A 14328-nucleotide genomic window follows, 5' to 3' on the forward strand; every position below is an offset into this window, starting at 1 on the left:
GCAGGGCTATTGTGTTCCGACCGCCTCGGCAATGGTGGAAAAGCCTTCGCGCTGCACCAGCGCCTTCAGGTCCCGGTTGATCCTGCGCGCGAGGCCCGGTCCTTCATAGACCATCGCGCTGTAGAGCTGGACCATGCTGGCCCCCGCCCGGATGCGCGCCCATGCGTCCTCAGCAGAACCGATGCCTCCCACTCCGATCAGAGGTATGCGGCCGCCTGTCGCCAGGTGGAAATCGCGGACCCGCTGCAGGGCAAGGTCCCTGAGCGGTGCTCCCGACAGGCCGCCTGCCTCATCGCGGTCGGAGGACGACAGGGAGGGCCGCGAGATCGTGGTGTTCGACACGATCAGCGCGGACAGCCGCGATTCCAGCGCAATGCGGGCGATGGCATCGATGTCTGCCGGTTCGAGATCGGGTGCCACTTTCAGGAAGACGGGAGGCCTCGCAGGTTGTTCGTCCAGCGCCGCGAAGACAGCGTCGATCAGGCCGGTCAGGGCGCTTTCGTCCTGCAAGGCGCGCAGGCCGGGCGTGTTGGGACTGGAGATGTTGATCGTCAGGTAGTCGCCCAGCGGCGCCATCAGGCGCGCCATCCTCGCATAATCGTCGATCCGGTCGGCGGAATCCTTGTTCGCGCCGATATTGACCCCGACGATCCCGCCGCGCCCTTTCCGTTTCGCGAGGCGCTGTGCCGCCTTGTCGCCGCCCGCATTGTTGAACCCCATCCGGTTGATGACGGCCCGGTCTTCCTTCAGCCGGAACAGGCGCGGCTTGGGATTGCCGGCCTGTGGGCGCGGCGTGACAGACCCGATCTCGACATGGCCGAAGCCGAGGCCCAGCAGCGCGTCGGGAACTTCCGCGTCCTTATCGTAACCGGCGGCGACCCCCACGGCATTGGGGAAATCGAGCCCGCCGACACTACAGGCCAACACGGGATCGCGTGGGGCAGGTTTGCCCGGGGGAAGCATCGAAAGGCCCACAATGGAAAGGCGATGGGCCTTTTCCGGGTCGAGCATGAAAATCGCGGGCCTGAGGAGGGGAAACAGCATGACGGGCGCTGCTATGACGAAGCCGGCGAACCGTGTCGAGCCGCTCTTGAAGACCGCCACCGGGTGCGACGAAGCGAAGGCTCAGGACGATGTGTCGTTTCCATACAATCAAATCCAGAAGCGAATCGGTAGCACCTCATTTGCGACCCGAAGGGCTCTAAAGCAGCGATGCCAGAGTTCTTTCCTTTCAGGGCGGCCATCGGGACGAAGTCCCGGGCCGCCCTTTTTTTGCGCCTTTTCCCCGCGACTATACCCCATTCCGGACCGGTTTCCCCTGCGTTGCCTCTGGTGCATCGCGCTTTCATGCTGCACACGTGGCGCGAAGACAGCAGAATTCAGGAGCGGGTAATGAAGGCAGTTTGGGCAATCGGCGTGGCCGGTCTGGCACTCGGGGGATGTGCGACGGTGGACGGTTACGGGGTGGATGGCACGGCGCCCGCCGCCACCGTTCAGCCCGTCGCGCCCGAAACGGCGAGCCCGGTCAACGCCTCCACGATTGCCGCGGCGGAAGATATCGGGTCCCTGTTCGAGGCGTATGACGAGGCATCGCTCGAGCTTTCGCCGCTGGGCAAGGCCTATCGCGGTATTCGCGACGAGGATTACGGCGAATGGGGCGATTTCACCGATGCGGGCGAGCGTCAGTCGTTCGAGCTGCTGCAATTCACGGCAGAGCAGATGCGCGGCAAGTTCGACGTGGATGCGTTGCCGGAGCAGGACGCCTTGTCCTATCGCCTGTTCGAAGCGGTCGAGGAGCGGCGCGCATCGCTCTTCCCGTATCGCAAATACGGCTACATCTTCGACCAGATGAACGGCGCGCAAAGCCAGCTGCCGGCCTTCCTGATCAACATTCACCGCGTGACGAACGAAAGCGATGCGCGCGATTATATCAGCCGGATCGAAGGCGTTGGCCCGGGCATGGCGGAGCTGACCTCGCAGTCGCGCGAACGCGCCGATAACGGCATCATGCCGCCGGACTGGGTCTATCCCTATGTTATCTCCGATATCGAGAACCTGCTATCCGCTGGACTGGACAATGCGATCCTGGAAGATTTCGCGGAGAAGGTGGGCGAGCTGGAAATCGACGACGCGGCGAAGGCTGCGCTGATCGCGGATTCCGTCACCGCCTGGGAAAACTCTGCCCAGCCGGCCTATGAGGGGCTGCTTGCAGAGATGAAGAGGCAGCAGGCCATCGCGCCGACCGATGACGGCATCTGGCGCTTCCCCGAAGGAGCGGCCTATTACGAGGCGCTGCTCGCCAATTATACCACCACCGATCTCTCGGCAGATGAAATCCATGCCATCGGCCTTCGCGAGGTCGATCGCATCCATGGCGAAATGCGCGCCATCATGGCCGAGGTCGGTTTCGAGGGAAGCCTGCAGGACTTCTTCGAATTTACCCGCACCAACGACCGGTTCTACTACACCAGCCGCGAGGAATATCTCGCCGATGCGCAGGCCGCGATCGACAAGGTCGAGGCCGTGATGCCGCAATGGTTCGGCACGCTGCCGACCGATCCGCTGGTGATCAAGCCGGTCGAGGCGTTCCGCGAGAAAAGCGCAGGCAAAGCGTTCTACCAGCGCCCCGCGCCCGATGGATCGCGGCCGGGCACGTATTACGTGAACCTCTACAACCTGAAGGATATGTCGGCCAACGAGCTGGAAGCGCTGGCCTATCACGAAGGCCTGCCGGGCCATCACCTGCAGCTTTCCATCCAGACCCAGCTGGGCGACGTGCCGCCCTTCCGCCGCTTCGGCGGGGTCACGGCCTATAGCGAGGGCTGGGGCCTTTATTCCGAAGAGATGGGCAAGGATATGGGCTTCTACACCGATCCCTATTCCGATTTCGGCCGGCTGGGGATGGAACTGTGGCGCGCGTGCCGGCTGGTCGTTGATACCGGCATCCACCACAAGCGCTGGACGCGCGAGGAAGCGATTGCCTACCTCACCGAGAACACGCCCAATCCCGATGGCGACATCCGCAAGGCGATCGAACGCTATGCGGTCTATCCGGGGCAGGCGACCGCCTACATGATCGGCAAGCTGAAGATCATGGAACTGCGCGAGATGGCCCGGGCCGAACTGGGCGACGATTTCGACATTCGCGGCTTCCACGATGCCATCCTGCTCAGCGGTCCGGTGCCGCTGTCGATCATGGAAGAAAACGTCGCTGCATGGGTCGCCGGACAGAAAGACAGCTGACGGGGGTAAATTCTGGCCAGAGACGAGAAACAGGACCGGGGGGCGCCCGAAGGCAGCTCGTTCGAATTCGACTTCGCGCCCATCCCTGCGGAGCTGAAAGGCTACGTCAACACGCTGTATACCTTCCGGTTCGAGGGGGAGGCGCTGGATGACGTGATGCCGTCCTATTCGCCGCAGCTGATGCTGTTCGGGCGCGGGGCAGTCTCTTCCGATTTCCCGTCGGGCACGCAGGGGCCGGTCGAAGGCGGCTTCTTCGTTGCGCAATTGGACCAGGCGACGCCGTTCCACGTGCATGGTCCGGCCGAAATGGTGGGCGTCTCGCTCAACGTGAAGGGCTGGGCCGCGCTTACCGGGCAGCCCGTCAATCTCACGACCAACCGGATGCTGCCGCTTGCGGGCACGATTGCGGACGGCGATGCTGCTGCGGCCGCGGCGGATATTGCCGGGCGTCTGGGGCGCGGGGATATCGACAGACCTCAGGCGGCCTCCCAGATTGCGTCGGTCCTCGGCGGCGCATTGAGGGCACTCGATCCGGGGCATGAGCAATTCATCGACCGCATGCTGGAATGGCTCGGCAATTCCTTCAATCCGGCGATCGAAGACCTGCAGGAAACGCTCTCGATGTCGCCGCGCACGGTCCAGCGGCTGGCCAACCGGTATTTCGGTCGTCCCCCGATCGCCCTGGCCAAGCGCTACCGCGCGGTTCGGGCAGCGACCATGCTGTCGATGCCCGACCTGCCCGACGCGATCGTGACCGAGATCTACGACTCCTTCTACGACCAGGCCCACCTGATCAGGGATCTGCGGCGCTATACCGGCCGCACGCCGAAGCGGCTCGGCGGGGACACAGAGACCCTGGGTGAAAAGACGCTCGATGTCCGGGGTTATGGCAACGCGGCCCTGTTCGACCGGATTGCGGAAGAAGAGGCTAAGGCGAAGGCGTAAGCTTCAAGCCGCGCAAATGCTAACGACTCGCAACAATGGGATTTGCGTTGAAAGCGCAGCCACCCATGCATAGGTGAAATCGGAACGAAACAGTCCGATTACCCGTTTTCACGAGCACCATGCGCCTTTCAAACCTCGCCGATTATGCCATCGTCACGATGTGCGCCGCGACCCGCCATTGCGGCGGCGGACGCGTGTCGGCGGGCGAACTGGCGCAGGAAACCGGCCTTCCGGCTCCGACCGTACAGAAAGTCGTCAGCAAGCTGTCGGGCGCGGGTTTGCTGCGCTCGGTCCGCGGGGCCGGCGGCGGGTTGCAACTGGCTCGCCCGGCGGCGGCGATTACCGTTGCCGACATCGTCGAGGCGGTCGAAGGGCCCATCGCGCTCACCGCGTGCGTCGATGGATCGGACTGCGTCGTCGGGGACACCTGCGCGGTGAAGCCGCACTGGCCCACGATCAACAATGCACTGCGCGGCGCGCTGGCGGACATTCCGCTGACGCAACTTGCGCAGGCTCACCAGACAGCCGCGAAAGAACTGGCATGACCGATACTCTCGACCTTCAGGACCAGCCTTTACAGGACCAGGCCGCCCACGATGCCGCCGCAAAGGCCGCCGACTACGAACACGGCTGGTCCAGCGACATCGACACCGAATTCGCCGAGAAGGGCCTGACCGAAGACACCGTCCGCTTCATCAGCGCCAAGAAGGGCGAGCCTGAGTGGATGCTAGACTGGCGGCTCAAGGCCTTCCGCCTGTGGCAGGAGATGGAGGAGCCGAACTGGGCCAAGCTCGGCTATCCGGAAATCGACTACCAGGACGCCTATTACTACGCCGCACCGAAGAAGAAGCCGGAGCTGGAAAGCCTCGACGAACTCGACCCGGCGATCCGCGAAACCTACGAGAAACTGGGCATTCCGATTGCCGAGCAGGAAGTGCTCGCCGGGGTGAAGGGCGCGCGCAAGGTGGCGGTGGACGCCGTGTTCGACTCGGTCAGCGTCGCCACCACTTTCCGCGAGGAGCTGAGCAAGGCAGGTGTCATCTTCCTGTCGATCAGCGAGGCGATCAAGGAGCATCCCGGGCTGGTGAAGAAGTGGCTGGGCAAGGTGGTGCCGCAGCGCGACAATTACTTCGCCTGCCTCAACGCGGCGGTCTTCTCCGACGGAACCTTCGTCTACATTCCCGAAGGCGTGCGCTGCCCGATGGAGCTCAGCACCTATTTCCGCATCAATGCCGAGAATACCGGCCAGTTCGAACGCACGCTGATCGTGGCCGAAAAGGGCTCTTACCTCAGCTATCTCGAAGGCTGCACCGCACCGATGCGCGACGAGAACCAGCTTCACGCGGCCGTTGTCGAACTGGTCGCGATGGAAGATGCCGAGATCAAGTATTCGACCGTGCAGAACTGGTATCCCGGCGATGCGACAGGCAAGGGCGGCATCTACAATTTCGTCACCAAGCGCGCGCTGTGCCAGGGCGACCGCAGCAAGGTCAGTTGGACGCAGGTCGAAACCGGCAGCGCGGTGACGTGGAAATACCCCTCCTGCGTGCTCAACGGGCGCGACAGCGTGGGCGAGTTCTACTCCGTCGCCGTCACCAACAATTACCAGCAGGCCGACACCGGCACCAAAATGATCCACAACGCGCCGGGCACGCGCAGCACGATCATTTCCAAGGGTATCTCGGCCGGCAAGTCGAACAACACCTATCGCGGCCTGGTGCGGGTCAGCCCTAATGCCGAGGGCGTGCGCAACCGCACCGAATGCGATTCGCTGCTGATCGGCGACCGGTGCGGCGCACACACCGTGCCCTATATCGAGGTGAAGAACCCCAGCGCCCAGATCGAGCACGAGGCGACCACCAGCAAGGTCAGCGACGACCAGCTGTTCTATGCCCAGCAGCGCGGGCTGGACGAGGAAGAGGCGATGGCGCTGATCGTCAACGGCTTCGCGAAAGAGGTGCTGAAAGAGCTGCCGATGGAATTCGCTGTGGAAGCGCAGAAGCTGCTGGCGATTTCGCTTGAGGGGAGTGTGGGGTGAGTACGGTTTACACAGACGACTACGGCGCACTTCCTTGGATTTGGCTGGTTATGGGTCTTTGGCTGTTGTTTCGGGCTTGGGAAAGCGGATCATCCGGCTGGATGTTCGTGGCCGACACTTCTGCTGCATTAGCTGCCTTAGCTCTGTCTGCCCATTACCTCGTCAAGCGTAGGCGAGCAGTTCGGGAGGGCCGTGATCCTTCCATCATCCGGGTCAAAGACGATGACTGACCGCAAGACCCTCCAGCTTCGCGATCTGACCGAGACCGCCGATGCCGCGCCCGCCCTTAAGAAGAAGGGCCGCGGCTGGGAGATTTCGGAGAAGCGGCTCGATGCGCTGCACGAGCGGGCGCGCGAATTGCGGCGCCATTCCTCCCCGGCGCACAAGGCGCTGGCGAAGCGTTTTACCGAGGCCGACATGGGCCCCTTCACCTTCACGCGGCATGCCGTGGTCGGCAGCGCGATCGTCGATTTCAACTGCCACAAACTCGGCATGGCGATCATCATCGACGAGCCGGACCAGAACGAAACCCTCGCCAAGCGGCGCGACAAGAGCCTTGAATCCGTCGGTATCCGCGTCATGCGGATCACGGCGGAAGACATCCTCGAAAACATGGACAAGGTGCTGGAGCGCATCACGCTCGGCATGAGGATGCGGATCGGCGACCGCAAACAGGCCCGCCGCGAACACGACGCCAGGAACCCGCGCCAGACCAGGCCGCGCTACGACCGCGACGGCAATGGTCCCCCGCGAAATCGAAGAGACAAGTAATGCTGAAAATCGAAAACCTTTCCGCCGAGATTGGCGGCAAGCAGATCCTCGACGGGCTCACGCTCGAAGTGCCTGCGGGCGAGGTCCATGCGATCATGGGCCCGAACGGCGCTGGCAAATCGACGCTCGCCTATGTGCTGGGCGGGCGCCCCGGTTACGAAGTGACCGGCGGCAGCGTGACGTTCAACGGACAGGACCTGCTGGACCTCGAACCGCATGAGCGCGCCTCGGCGGGCCTGTTCCTCGGATTCCAGTACCCGGTCGAGATTCCGGGCGTTTCCAACGTCCAGTTCCTTCGCGAGGCGCTGAATGCGCAGCGCAAGGCACGGGGCGAGGAAGCCCTGACCGGCGGCGAATTCCTGAAGCTGGCGAAGGAGAAGGCCGGGCTGCTGAAGCTCGACATGGAAATGCTCAAGCGCAACGTGAATGTCGGCTTTTCCGGCGGCGAGAAGAAGCGCGCCGAGATGGTCCAGATGGGTATCCTCGACCCGGCATTCGCCGTGCTGGACGAGACCGACAGCGGCCTCGACATCGATGCGCTGCGCGTGGTGGGCGACGGGATCAATGCAATCATGCGCGATCCGGCCAAGGGGGTACTCCTGATTACCCATTACCAGCGCCTGCTCGACGTGGTGCAGCCGGACAAGGTGTCGATCCTGGCGCAGGGCCGGATCGTCCAGACTGGCGGGCCGGAGCTGGCGCAGCGCCTGGAGGCCGAGGGTTACGATGCGGTGATGGCAGATGCCTGAGGCAGCGACTTTCCCCACACGCAAGGACGAGGCGTGGCGGTATTCCGATACCGATGCACTTGCTTCGCTCGATCTGGGCACCTTCGACGACTGGAGCGACATCGACGTTCCGGCAGGCGAGACGCGGCGCGAAATCGTCACCATTGCAGAGCCGGATGACGGTACGAAGCTTCGCCGCCTGCGCGTGAAGATCGGCGAGGGCGCACGGTTCGAATTGTTCGGCGTGATTGCAGCGGCACAGCTGGGCCGCGTCGAACTGGTCGTGCACCTGGAACGCGGGGCGCATTTCGAGATGGGCGGCATCACGGTCGGCGGGCGCGACACCACGCGCGAATTCGTCAGCCACGTCGTTCACGCTCATCCCGAAGCCACCAGCAACCAGACCGTGCGCGCCGTCCATTGGGGCCAGGGCACGGGTAATTTCCTCGGCCGGATCGACGTCGTGCGCGATGCGCAGAAGACCGACGCGGCACAGGATTTCAAGGGCCTGCTGCTGGAAAAGGGCGCGAGCGTGAACGCCGTGCCGCAGCTCGAAATCTTTGCCGACGACGTGCAATGCGCGCATGGCGCCACCGTGGGCCAGCTGGACGAGAATGCGCGCTTCTACATGGCGGCGCGCGGCCTATCGCCCGAACTGTCGCGCCGTCTGCTGGTGCAGGCGTTTCTCGGCGATGCGATGGCGGGGCTGGACGACGAGGACGAGGCGGAACGCTTGCTCCGCATCGCGCTGGACAAGCTGGACGCGCATCTGTGAGCGAGGCCGCGACCCTTTCCCGCAAGGCGGATTTCCCGGGCCTCGTCACGGCCGAGGGTAAGCCCTGGCATTATCTCGACACGGCTGCCACGGCACAGAAACCCCGCGCGGTGATCGACGCGATGAGCCGGGCGCTGGGCAAGGATTACGCCACCGTCCACCGCGGCGTCTATGGTCGCAGCGCGCAGATGACGCTGGGTTACGAAGCGGCGCGGCGCAGGGTCGCAGGGTTCGTCGGGGCGAAGAACGAGAACGAGATCGTCTTCGTGCGCGGTGCGACCGAAGGCATCAACCTCGTGGCGAATAGCTGGGGCCGGGCGAACCTGCGCGAAGGCGACCGCATCATGCTGTCGCAGCTGGAGCATCACTCCAACATCGTGCCGTGGCAGATAGTGGCGCAGGAAACCAGCGCGAAGATCGATGTGTGCCCCCTGACCGAAGACGGCCTGATCGATCTGGACTGGCTGGAGGCCAACCTGACGCGCGCGCACAAGCTGGTCGCGCTGGCCCATATGTCCAATGTCCTCGGCTCCGTTCTGGGCGCCAAGCGCGCTGCGAAGGCCGCCCATGCGGTGGGCGCGAAGCTGCTGCTGGACGGCTGCCAGAGCGCGCCGCGCATGCGGCTCGCCATGGACGAGCTGGGGTGCGATTTCTTCGTGCTGTCTGCCCACAAGCTTTACGGGCCGACCGGCATCGGCGTGTTGTGGGCGCGCGAGGATATACTGGAAGAAATGCCGCCCTGGCACGGCGGCGGCGCGATGATCGACAGGGTCACCTTCGAAAAATCGACCTATGCCCCGCCGCCCCAGCGGTTCGAGGCGGGCACGCCAATGATTACCGAGGCCATCGCGCTGCATGCCGCCATCGACTACGTCGAAGAGGTGGCCGGCGAGGCGGGCATGCAAGGGCTTTTCGCGCACGAGGCCGATCTGGCAGCGAGGACTCGCGAGGCGCTTTCGCGGATCAATTCGGTCCGTGTCCTGGGACCGGAGCAGAGCGCGGGGATCGTCTCTTTCGTGATGGAGGGGGTTCACCCGCACGATCTGGGCACCATATTGGATGAAGAGAACGTCGCAATCCGCGCCGGGCACCATTGCTGCCAGCCGCTGATGGACCATCTGGGCGTTCCCGCAACTGCGCGGGCGAGCTTCGGACTCTACAGCGACGACAGCGATATCGAGGCCCTGCTGCGCGGTATCGAGCGAACACAGAAGATTTTCGGCTAGGAATTCGATGATGAGCGAAGACAACGCTGACAGGAAGGATTTCGTCGCGGCCCCGGCGCCGACGGAACAGGTTCTGACCGAGGCACCGCCCAAGCCTCCGCGCGCCCGCGTGGACGATGCGGTGGAGCCTGCCGCGGAAACGCCGAAACAGACCATGGAGCGCAAGCGGGACTACCTTGAAGGGTTTCTCCAGAAGAAACCGGAAGAGGCCGGTCCGGGCGGCGCTGGTGGGCCGCTGCAGGAAGCGGTGATCGCCGCGCTGAAGGAAATCTACGATCCGGAAATCCCGGTGAACATCTACGATCTGGGCCTGATCTACGGCGTAGAGGTCGATGACGAGAGCGATGTCACGGTCACGATGACCCTGACCACGCCGCATTGCCCGGTCGCCGAGACCATGCCGGGCGAAGTCGAGCTGCGCGCGGCCAGCGTGCCGGGCGTACGCGATGCCGAGGTCAATCTCGTCTGGGACCCGCCATGGGGTCCGGACAAGATGACGGACGAGGCGCGGCTGGAACTGGGGATGCTGTGATGGCGCAAAGCACCCTTCGCGAACGCCCCGCAGCGGTCATTCTCACGCCCGCTGCCGAGCAGCGCGTGACCGACCTGATGGCCAAGGCGCCCGACAATGCGATAGGCGTCAAACTCTCGACGCCGCGCCGCGGCTGTTCGGGTCTCGCCTATTCGGTCGATTACGTGACCGAGGAAGCCGGCTTGGACGAGAAGATCGAGACGCCCGGCGGCGTGTTCTACATCGACAGCGCCAGCGTGCTCTATCTGATCGGCAGCACGATGGACTGGGTCGAAGACGACTTCACCGCCGGTTTCGTGTTCGAGAACCCGAATGCCAAGGGCGCGTGCGGCTGCGGCGAAAGCTTCATGGTCTGACGGCTTCCGCCACGAAAATTGGCGAGCCGCTTAACCTGTTGGAAAGGTTTGCCGAAACTTTGTCGCGGCCGCCCCATTGGTTGGGTATGAGACCTTTCGTTCCCATCGCCGCCGCCATCGCAATGTTTTCTGCGCCGCCGCTCCACGCCGAAACCAAGCCGGGGGCAGAGCCGCTGCGCGCGGTCGCCGAGACACGGCGCAAGGTGGTCGGTGAAGGCAAGGCGAAGCGGTCCGGCAAACGCTATGCGACCGGGCAGGTGGCGGCCCGCATCCTTCGCGGTGCGCATGTGAGCCTTCGCGAGGGGGTCCGCCGGATCACGGCGCGCCGAACGGTCCAGCGACGTGTGGCGGCTAACGGGATGCCGCTATTCGAATTCCAGTAAAGGCGATCAATCTTCTCGGGCGAGCCGTTCGAGCAGCTGGCGTTCCAGCGGATCGAGCTCGCCATCGGCTTCGATCATGCTGTCGAGCCAGGCCTGTTCGTTGTCGGTGACGATCTCGCCCGCTGCCGCTTGCGCGGTGTAGTCGGGAGTGGGGCGCCCGGCTGGTTTCCGGCCGAACACCACGCCCAGATTGTTGCGGACCTGCGGAATTTCCCGCGCCATGCGGCCCATGAACCGGCCGACCTCGCGCTTGTTGTCGGCGATGAACGCTTCGAGTTCTTTCACCCGGTCATGGCTCAACTGCGCGCGCGTCAGTTCGAAGCCGCGCAGGTAATTCGCGATCCCGTCGATGAAGAGTGGCGCCCATTCCGGCGCGTTGTCGTGGCCAAGCGTCGCATCCTTGATCCGGAACAGCATTTCGGCATCGAACCGGCTGACGGCGGCAGGGCCGTGACCGCCGCTCGCAAAGATGACGCGGCGCAGCAATCGGCATTCCGCCGTGCTTACATGGTTGGCCGACAGTTCGCCGCCACATCGGGTCGGGCCGGTCCCGGTCAGTACGGCATCCTCGATTTGCGACAGGGTGTAACGCTTCAGCTTTTCGGGTACGTTTTGCGCGCGCTCGACCACCCGCACCAGCAGTTCCAGCTCGGCAAAGGTCTCGAGATGCCCGTCAGCGTCCAGCGCACCGATCAGCCAGTCGGCTTCCTCTTCGTTGCACATGTGCCTGGGCTCGGTACCGTTCAGCACGAATTCGGTCAGCGCCTCGACGAAGAAATCGACCCATTCGCGACCGGGATTGTCGACCTGATGGTTGATCGCAAAGATCGCCTCGGCCTCGTCGCGGGTGATCTGTCCGTCGCCCCAGCCGAGGCGGCGCAGCGACTGGATTTCCTCGGGCGAAACGTGGCGGTCGGCGGCCACGGCTCTGGCCAGATCGGCAAACTGCATGCTCATGCGAAGTCTAGTCCCCTGTGATACCCTGCGGGGATGGCAGAACATTCTTAAATCGCCCTTACCTCCTTTATCGAAACCTGTTCGCCCGGGCCCCTAGCGCCCGAGGGCGCGCACGCAGGCTGCCCGGTCGACATCGAGTGCATCCGAGGTGCGCCGCGCATCGACATAGGTGGCAGTCGGCTCCGCCCCGGGCCGCAGCGGGTAAAGATAGATGTCGAGAACGCATGGTTCGCCGGCGAATTGCAGCTTGCGCGCATCGCCTTCGATCACGTCGAGCCTAGGGGCGCCGAAGCGCGAGGTGAGGCCCGCTGCAGTCTGGCCGATGACCCCCTCGAGACCGGGGATATCCATTACGCGCGGCGCGATGAACCCGCCGGTCGGCGGAGCGGGGCGCGTGCTCGGCACGGGAACGCTGACGCGAGGCGTCGGATTGCCCGGCTGCACCGCTCCCTGGCTGGATTGGGGGACGGTCGTCGCGCAGGCGGCGACCATCGGCAAGAGGGCAAGGGCGAGGATTTTACGCATCGGGAGGGGGATTCCTGCGAACTTTCGACTGAACGAGATGGGTTGCCGCCGCCGCCCCGATTACAGGCGCCAGCAGGTTTGCGAAAGGCACGGTGAGCAAGGCGGCGATCGCTCCGCCGAGAAGAAAGCGCGTTCCGCCGCCAAGGGGCGGGATCTCGGCCCGGTCGAGGCGGTGGCGCACCCATGCCAGATCCTGCAATTCGCGGCCCAGCAACCATGCATTGATCACCCAGAACAGGGCGACCGTTCCAACGCCCGTCACCAGCAGGACCAGCGCGAGGGGCAGGGCCAGCAGGTTGACGGCCAGCGCCCTGAAGGCGGAGCGAGCGCTTTCGCCGATGCTTTCGCCGAACGGCACGGGGCGAGCCGTTCGCTCCGCCTCGGGATAGAAACGCGCCTCGACAGCACGGACGATGTCTTCCGCGTAGAACTGGATCACCGCGAGGGCGACGATGCGGAACAGCAGCCAGCCGCCGATACCGATGGCCAGCACGGCGGCGAGCGCGGCGATTTCCTCGCTCATGTCGCCGGTCCATTGCTCGATAAAGGCCTGGAGCAATGCGAAGCTGCCGATGCCCAGAGCCGCGAACACCACGATCGTGACGATCACCGATTTGACGAGCACGCGCAGGATGGCGGGGTCCGCCAATTGTCCGGCGGCGCGGCCGAGTGCTGCGGGAAGGGACATGCCGGGTAACGCCATGTTGCGGGCATCGGGCGACGGGCCGCGCAAGTCAATCGGCACGAGTTCGCGCGAGCAGGGGGCAGGGCTTGGCCTTGGGCGTTCCAGCGGCTAGGCGCGCAGGGCACATCCTCCTTCCCCGAACGAAAGACACGCAGCACCATGTCCGACCCCAAATTCGACGTCGTCGCGATCGGCAATGCCATCGTCGACATCCTTGCGCCTTGCGAGGATGCGACCATCGAGCAGCTTGGCCTTGCCCGTGGCGGCATGTCGCTGGTCGATGCGGAAGGCGCGGACAGGCTGTATGATGCGATGGGTCCGGCGACCGAGAAATCGGGCGGCAGTGCTGCCAATACGCTGGCGGGCCTGGCGGCGCTCGGCACGAAATGCGCGTTTATCGGGCAGGTGGCCGACGACCAGTTCGGCAAGGTCTTTGCCCACGACATCCGTTCTGCGGGCATCGCTTTCGACACGCCCGCGCGCGAGGAAGAGCCGCCGACGGGCCGCTGCCTGATCTTCGTGACGCCCGACGGGGAGCGGACGATGAACACCTTCCTGGGTGCAGGACAGTTCCTGCCCGCGGGCGCGCTGGACGAGGACCTGATCGCGAGCGGTGCGATCCTTTATCTCGAAGGGTATCTCTGGGACCCCGAAGAACCGCGCAAGGCCATGCGGCGCGCCATCGACGTCGCCCGCGGCGCGGGGCGCAAGGTCGCCTTCACCGCCAGCGAGAGCTTCGTCATCGACCGCCATGGCGACGATTTCCGCGCCATGATCGCCGACGGCGTGATCGACATCCTGTTCGTCAACGAAAGCGAGCTGGCGACGCTGACAGGCGAGGATGATTTCGAGGCAGGCCTCGATCGCCTGTCGGGCGATGTTCCGATGCTGGTCGCGACGAAGGGCGAGCACGGGGCTGTCGCCATCGCCGGCGGAACCCGCGCCGAAGTCGCGGCGCAGCCGGTCGACAAGGTGGTCGACACCACCGGTGCGGGTGACCAGTTCGCCGCCGGTTTCCTGTCCGGCCATGCAGCGGGCATGGACCTCGAGACCTGCCTGAAGCGCGGAGCGATCGCGGCGGCCGAAGTCATCAGCCATATCGGCCCGCGTCCCGAAACCGACATGAAGGCCTTGATGGAAAAGCACCTCGGCTAGGCAGGCCGG

General features: G+C 64.5%; 16 protein-coding genes. 12 read left to right on the forward strand and 4 right to left on the reverse strand.

Annotation, left to right across the window (positions count from 1 at the left end; translation table 11 throughout):
- Positions 1–6: 6 nt before the first annotated feature.
- Positions 7–1044 (reverse strand): quinone-dependent dihydroorotate dehydrogenase, encoded by a 1038-nt coding sequence (locus ACGHJ7_RS03835; RefSeq protein WP_390474799.1) that lies wholly within the window; start codon positions 1042–1044, stop codon positions 7–9.
- A 348-nt stretch (positions 1045–1392) separates the two neighbouring features.
- On the opposite strand from ACGHJ7_RS03835, the gene ACGHJ7_RS03840 reads away from it, so the two are divergent.
- The 11 genes from ACGHJ7_RS03840 to ACGHJ7_RS03890 all read left to right on the forward strand — a co-directional run bounded on the left by ACGHJ7_RS03840 (position 1393) and on the right by ACGHJ7_RS03890 (position 10997).
- Positions 1393–3243 carry a DUF885 domain-containing protein gene (locus ACGHJ7_RS03840; RefSeq protein WP_390474663.1) on the forward strand — a complete coding sequence of 617 codons (1851 nt, stop codon included), beginning with the start codon at positions 1393–1395 and terminating at the stop codon, positions 3241–3243.
- Positions 3244–3399: 156 nt separating this feature from the next.
- Positions 3400–4188 (forward strand): helix-turn-helix domain-containing protein, encoded by a 789-nt coding sequence (locus tag ACGHJ7_RS03845; protein WP_390474801.1) that lies wholly within the window; start codon positions 3400–3402, stop codon positions 4186–4188.
- Between the two features lie 119 nt (positions 4189–4307).
- Positions 4308–4733 (forward strand): SUF system Fe-S cluster assembly regulator, encoded by a 426-nt coding sequence (locus tag ACGHJ7_RS03850; RefSeq protein ID WP_390474665.1) that lies wholly within the window; start codon positions 4308–4310, stop codon positions 4731–4733.
- On the forward strand, positions 4730–6226 hold the full coding sequence (sufB, locus tag ACGHJ7_RS03855; protein WP_390474667.1) for a Fe-S cluster assembly protein SufB: 1497 nt from the start codon (positions 4730–4732) through the stop codon (positions 6224–6226). The genes ACGHJ7_RS03850 and sufB overlap by 4 nt, the downstream gene beginning before the upstream one ends.
- Before the next feature lie 222 nt (positions 6227–6448).
- A complete protein-coding gene (locus ACGHJ7_RS03860; RefSeq protein ID WP_390474669.1) occupies positions 6449–6997 on the forward strand; it encodes an endonuclease domain-containing protein in 549 nt (182 codons plus the stop codon).
- Positions 6997–7746: a Fe-S cluster assembly ATPase SufC gene (gene sufC, locus ACGHJ7_RS03865; RefSeq protein ID WP_390474671.1), complete on the forward strand. Its 750-nt coding sequence runs from the start codon at positions 6997–6999 to the stop codon at positions 7744–7746. Before ACGHJ7_RS03860 ends, sufC begins: the two co-directional genes overlap by 1 nt.
- Positions 7739–8500 (forward strand): SufD family Fe-S cluster assembly protein, encoded by a 762-nt coding sequence (locus ACGHJ7_RS03870; protein WP_390474673.1) that lies wholly within the window; start codon positions 7739–7741, stop codon positions 8498–8500. Before sufC ends, ACGHJ7_RS03870 begins: the two co-directional genes overlap by 8 nt.
- Positions 8497–9726: a SufS family cysteine desulfurase gene (locus ACGHJ7_RS03875; protein WP_390474675.1), complete on the forward strand. Its 1230-nt coding sequence runs from the start codon at positions 8497–8499 to the stop codon at positions 9724–9726. The genes ACGHJ7_RS03870 and ACGHJ7_RS03875 overlap by 4 nt, the downstream gene beginning before the upstream one ends.
- Before the next feature lie 10 nt (positions 9727–9736).
- A complete protein-coding gene (locus tag ACGHJ7_RS03880; protein ID WP_390474803.1) occupies positions 9737–10258 on the forward strand; it encodes an SUF system Fe-S cluster assembly protein in 522 nt (173 codons plus the stop codon).
- Positions 10258–10614: a HesB/IscA family protein gene (locus tag ACGHJ7_RS03885; protein ID WP_390474677.1), complete on the forward strand. Its 357-nt coding sequence runs from the start codon at positions 10258–10260 to the stop codon at positions 10612–10614. The genes ACGHJ7_RS03880 and ACGHJ7_RS03885 overlap by 1 nt, the downstream gene beginning before the upstream one ends.
- An 86-nt stretch (positions 10615–10700) precedes the next feature.
- Positions 10701–10997: a hypothetical protein gene (locus ACGHJ7_RS03890; RefSeq protein ID WP_390474678.1), complete on the forward strand. Its 297-nt coding sequence runs from the start codon at positions 10701–10703 to the stop codon at positions 10995–10997.
- Positions 10998–11003: 6 nt separating this feature from the next.
- On the opposite strand, the gene ACGHJ7_RS03895 is transcribed toward ACGHJ7_RS03890, so the two are convergent.
- From ACGHJ7_RS03895 to ACGHJ7_RS03905, 3 genes are all read right to left on the reverse strand, one after another.
- Complete coding sequence (locus ACGHJ7_RS03895; protein WP_390474680.1) at positions 11004–11954, reverse strand: hypothetical protein; 951 nt, start codon at positions 11952–11954, stop codon at positions 11004–11006.
- Positions 11955–12047: 93 nt separating this feature from the next.
- Positions 12048–12479, reverse strand: a complete 432-nt coding sequence (locus tag ACGHJ7_RS03900) for a hypothetical protein (protein WP_390474682.1) — start codon at positions 12477–12479, stop codon at positions 12048–12050.
- Positions 12472–13182, reverse strand: a complete 711-nt coding sequence (locus ACGHJ7_RS03905) for an EI24 domain-containing protein (protein ID WP_390474684.1) — start codon at positions 13180–13182, stop codon at positions 12472–12474. The genes ACGHJ7_RS03900 and ACGHJ7_RS03905 overlap by 8 nt, the downstream gene beginning before the upstream one ends.
- Positions 13183–13323: 141 nt before the next feature.
- Between ACGHJ7_RS03905 and ACGHJ7_RS03910 the strand changes: the two genes are divergently transcribed.
- Positions 13324–14319: an adenosine kinase gene (locus tag ACGHJ7_RS03910; protein WP_390474685.1), complete on the forward strand. Its 996-nt coding sequence runs from the start codon at positions 13324–13326 to the stop codon at positions 14317–14319.
- Positions 14320–14328: the final 9 nt, after the last annotated feature.

The sequence above is a fragment of the Altererythrobacter sp. MTPC7 genome, from assembly GCF_042851395.1.
Taxonomy (GTDB): domain Bacteria; phylum Pseudomonadota; class Alphaproteobacteria; order Sphingomonadales; family Sphingomonadaceae; genus CAJXSN01.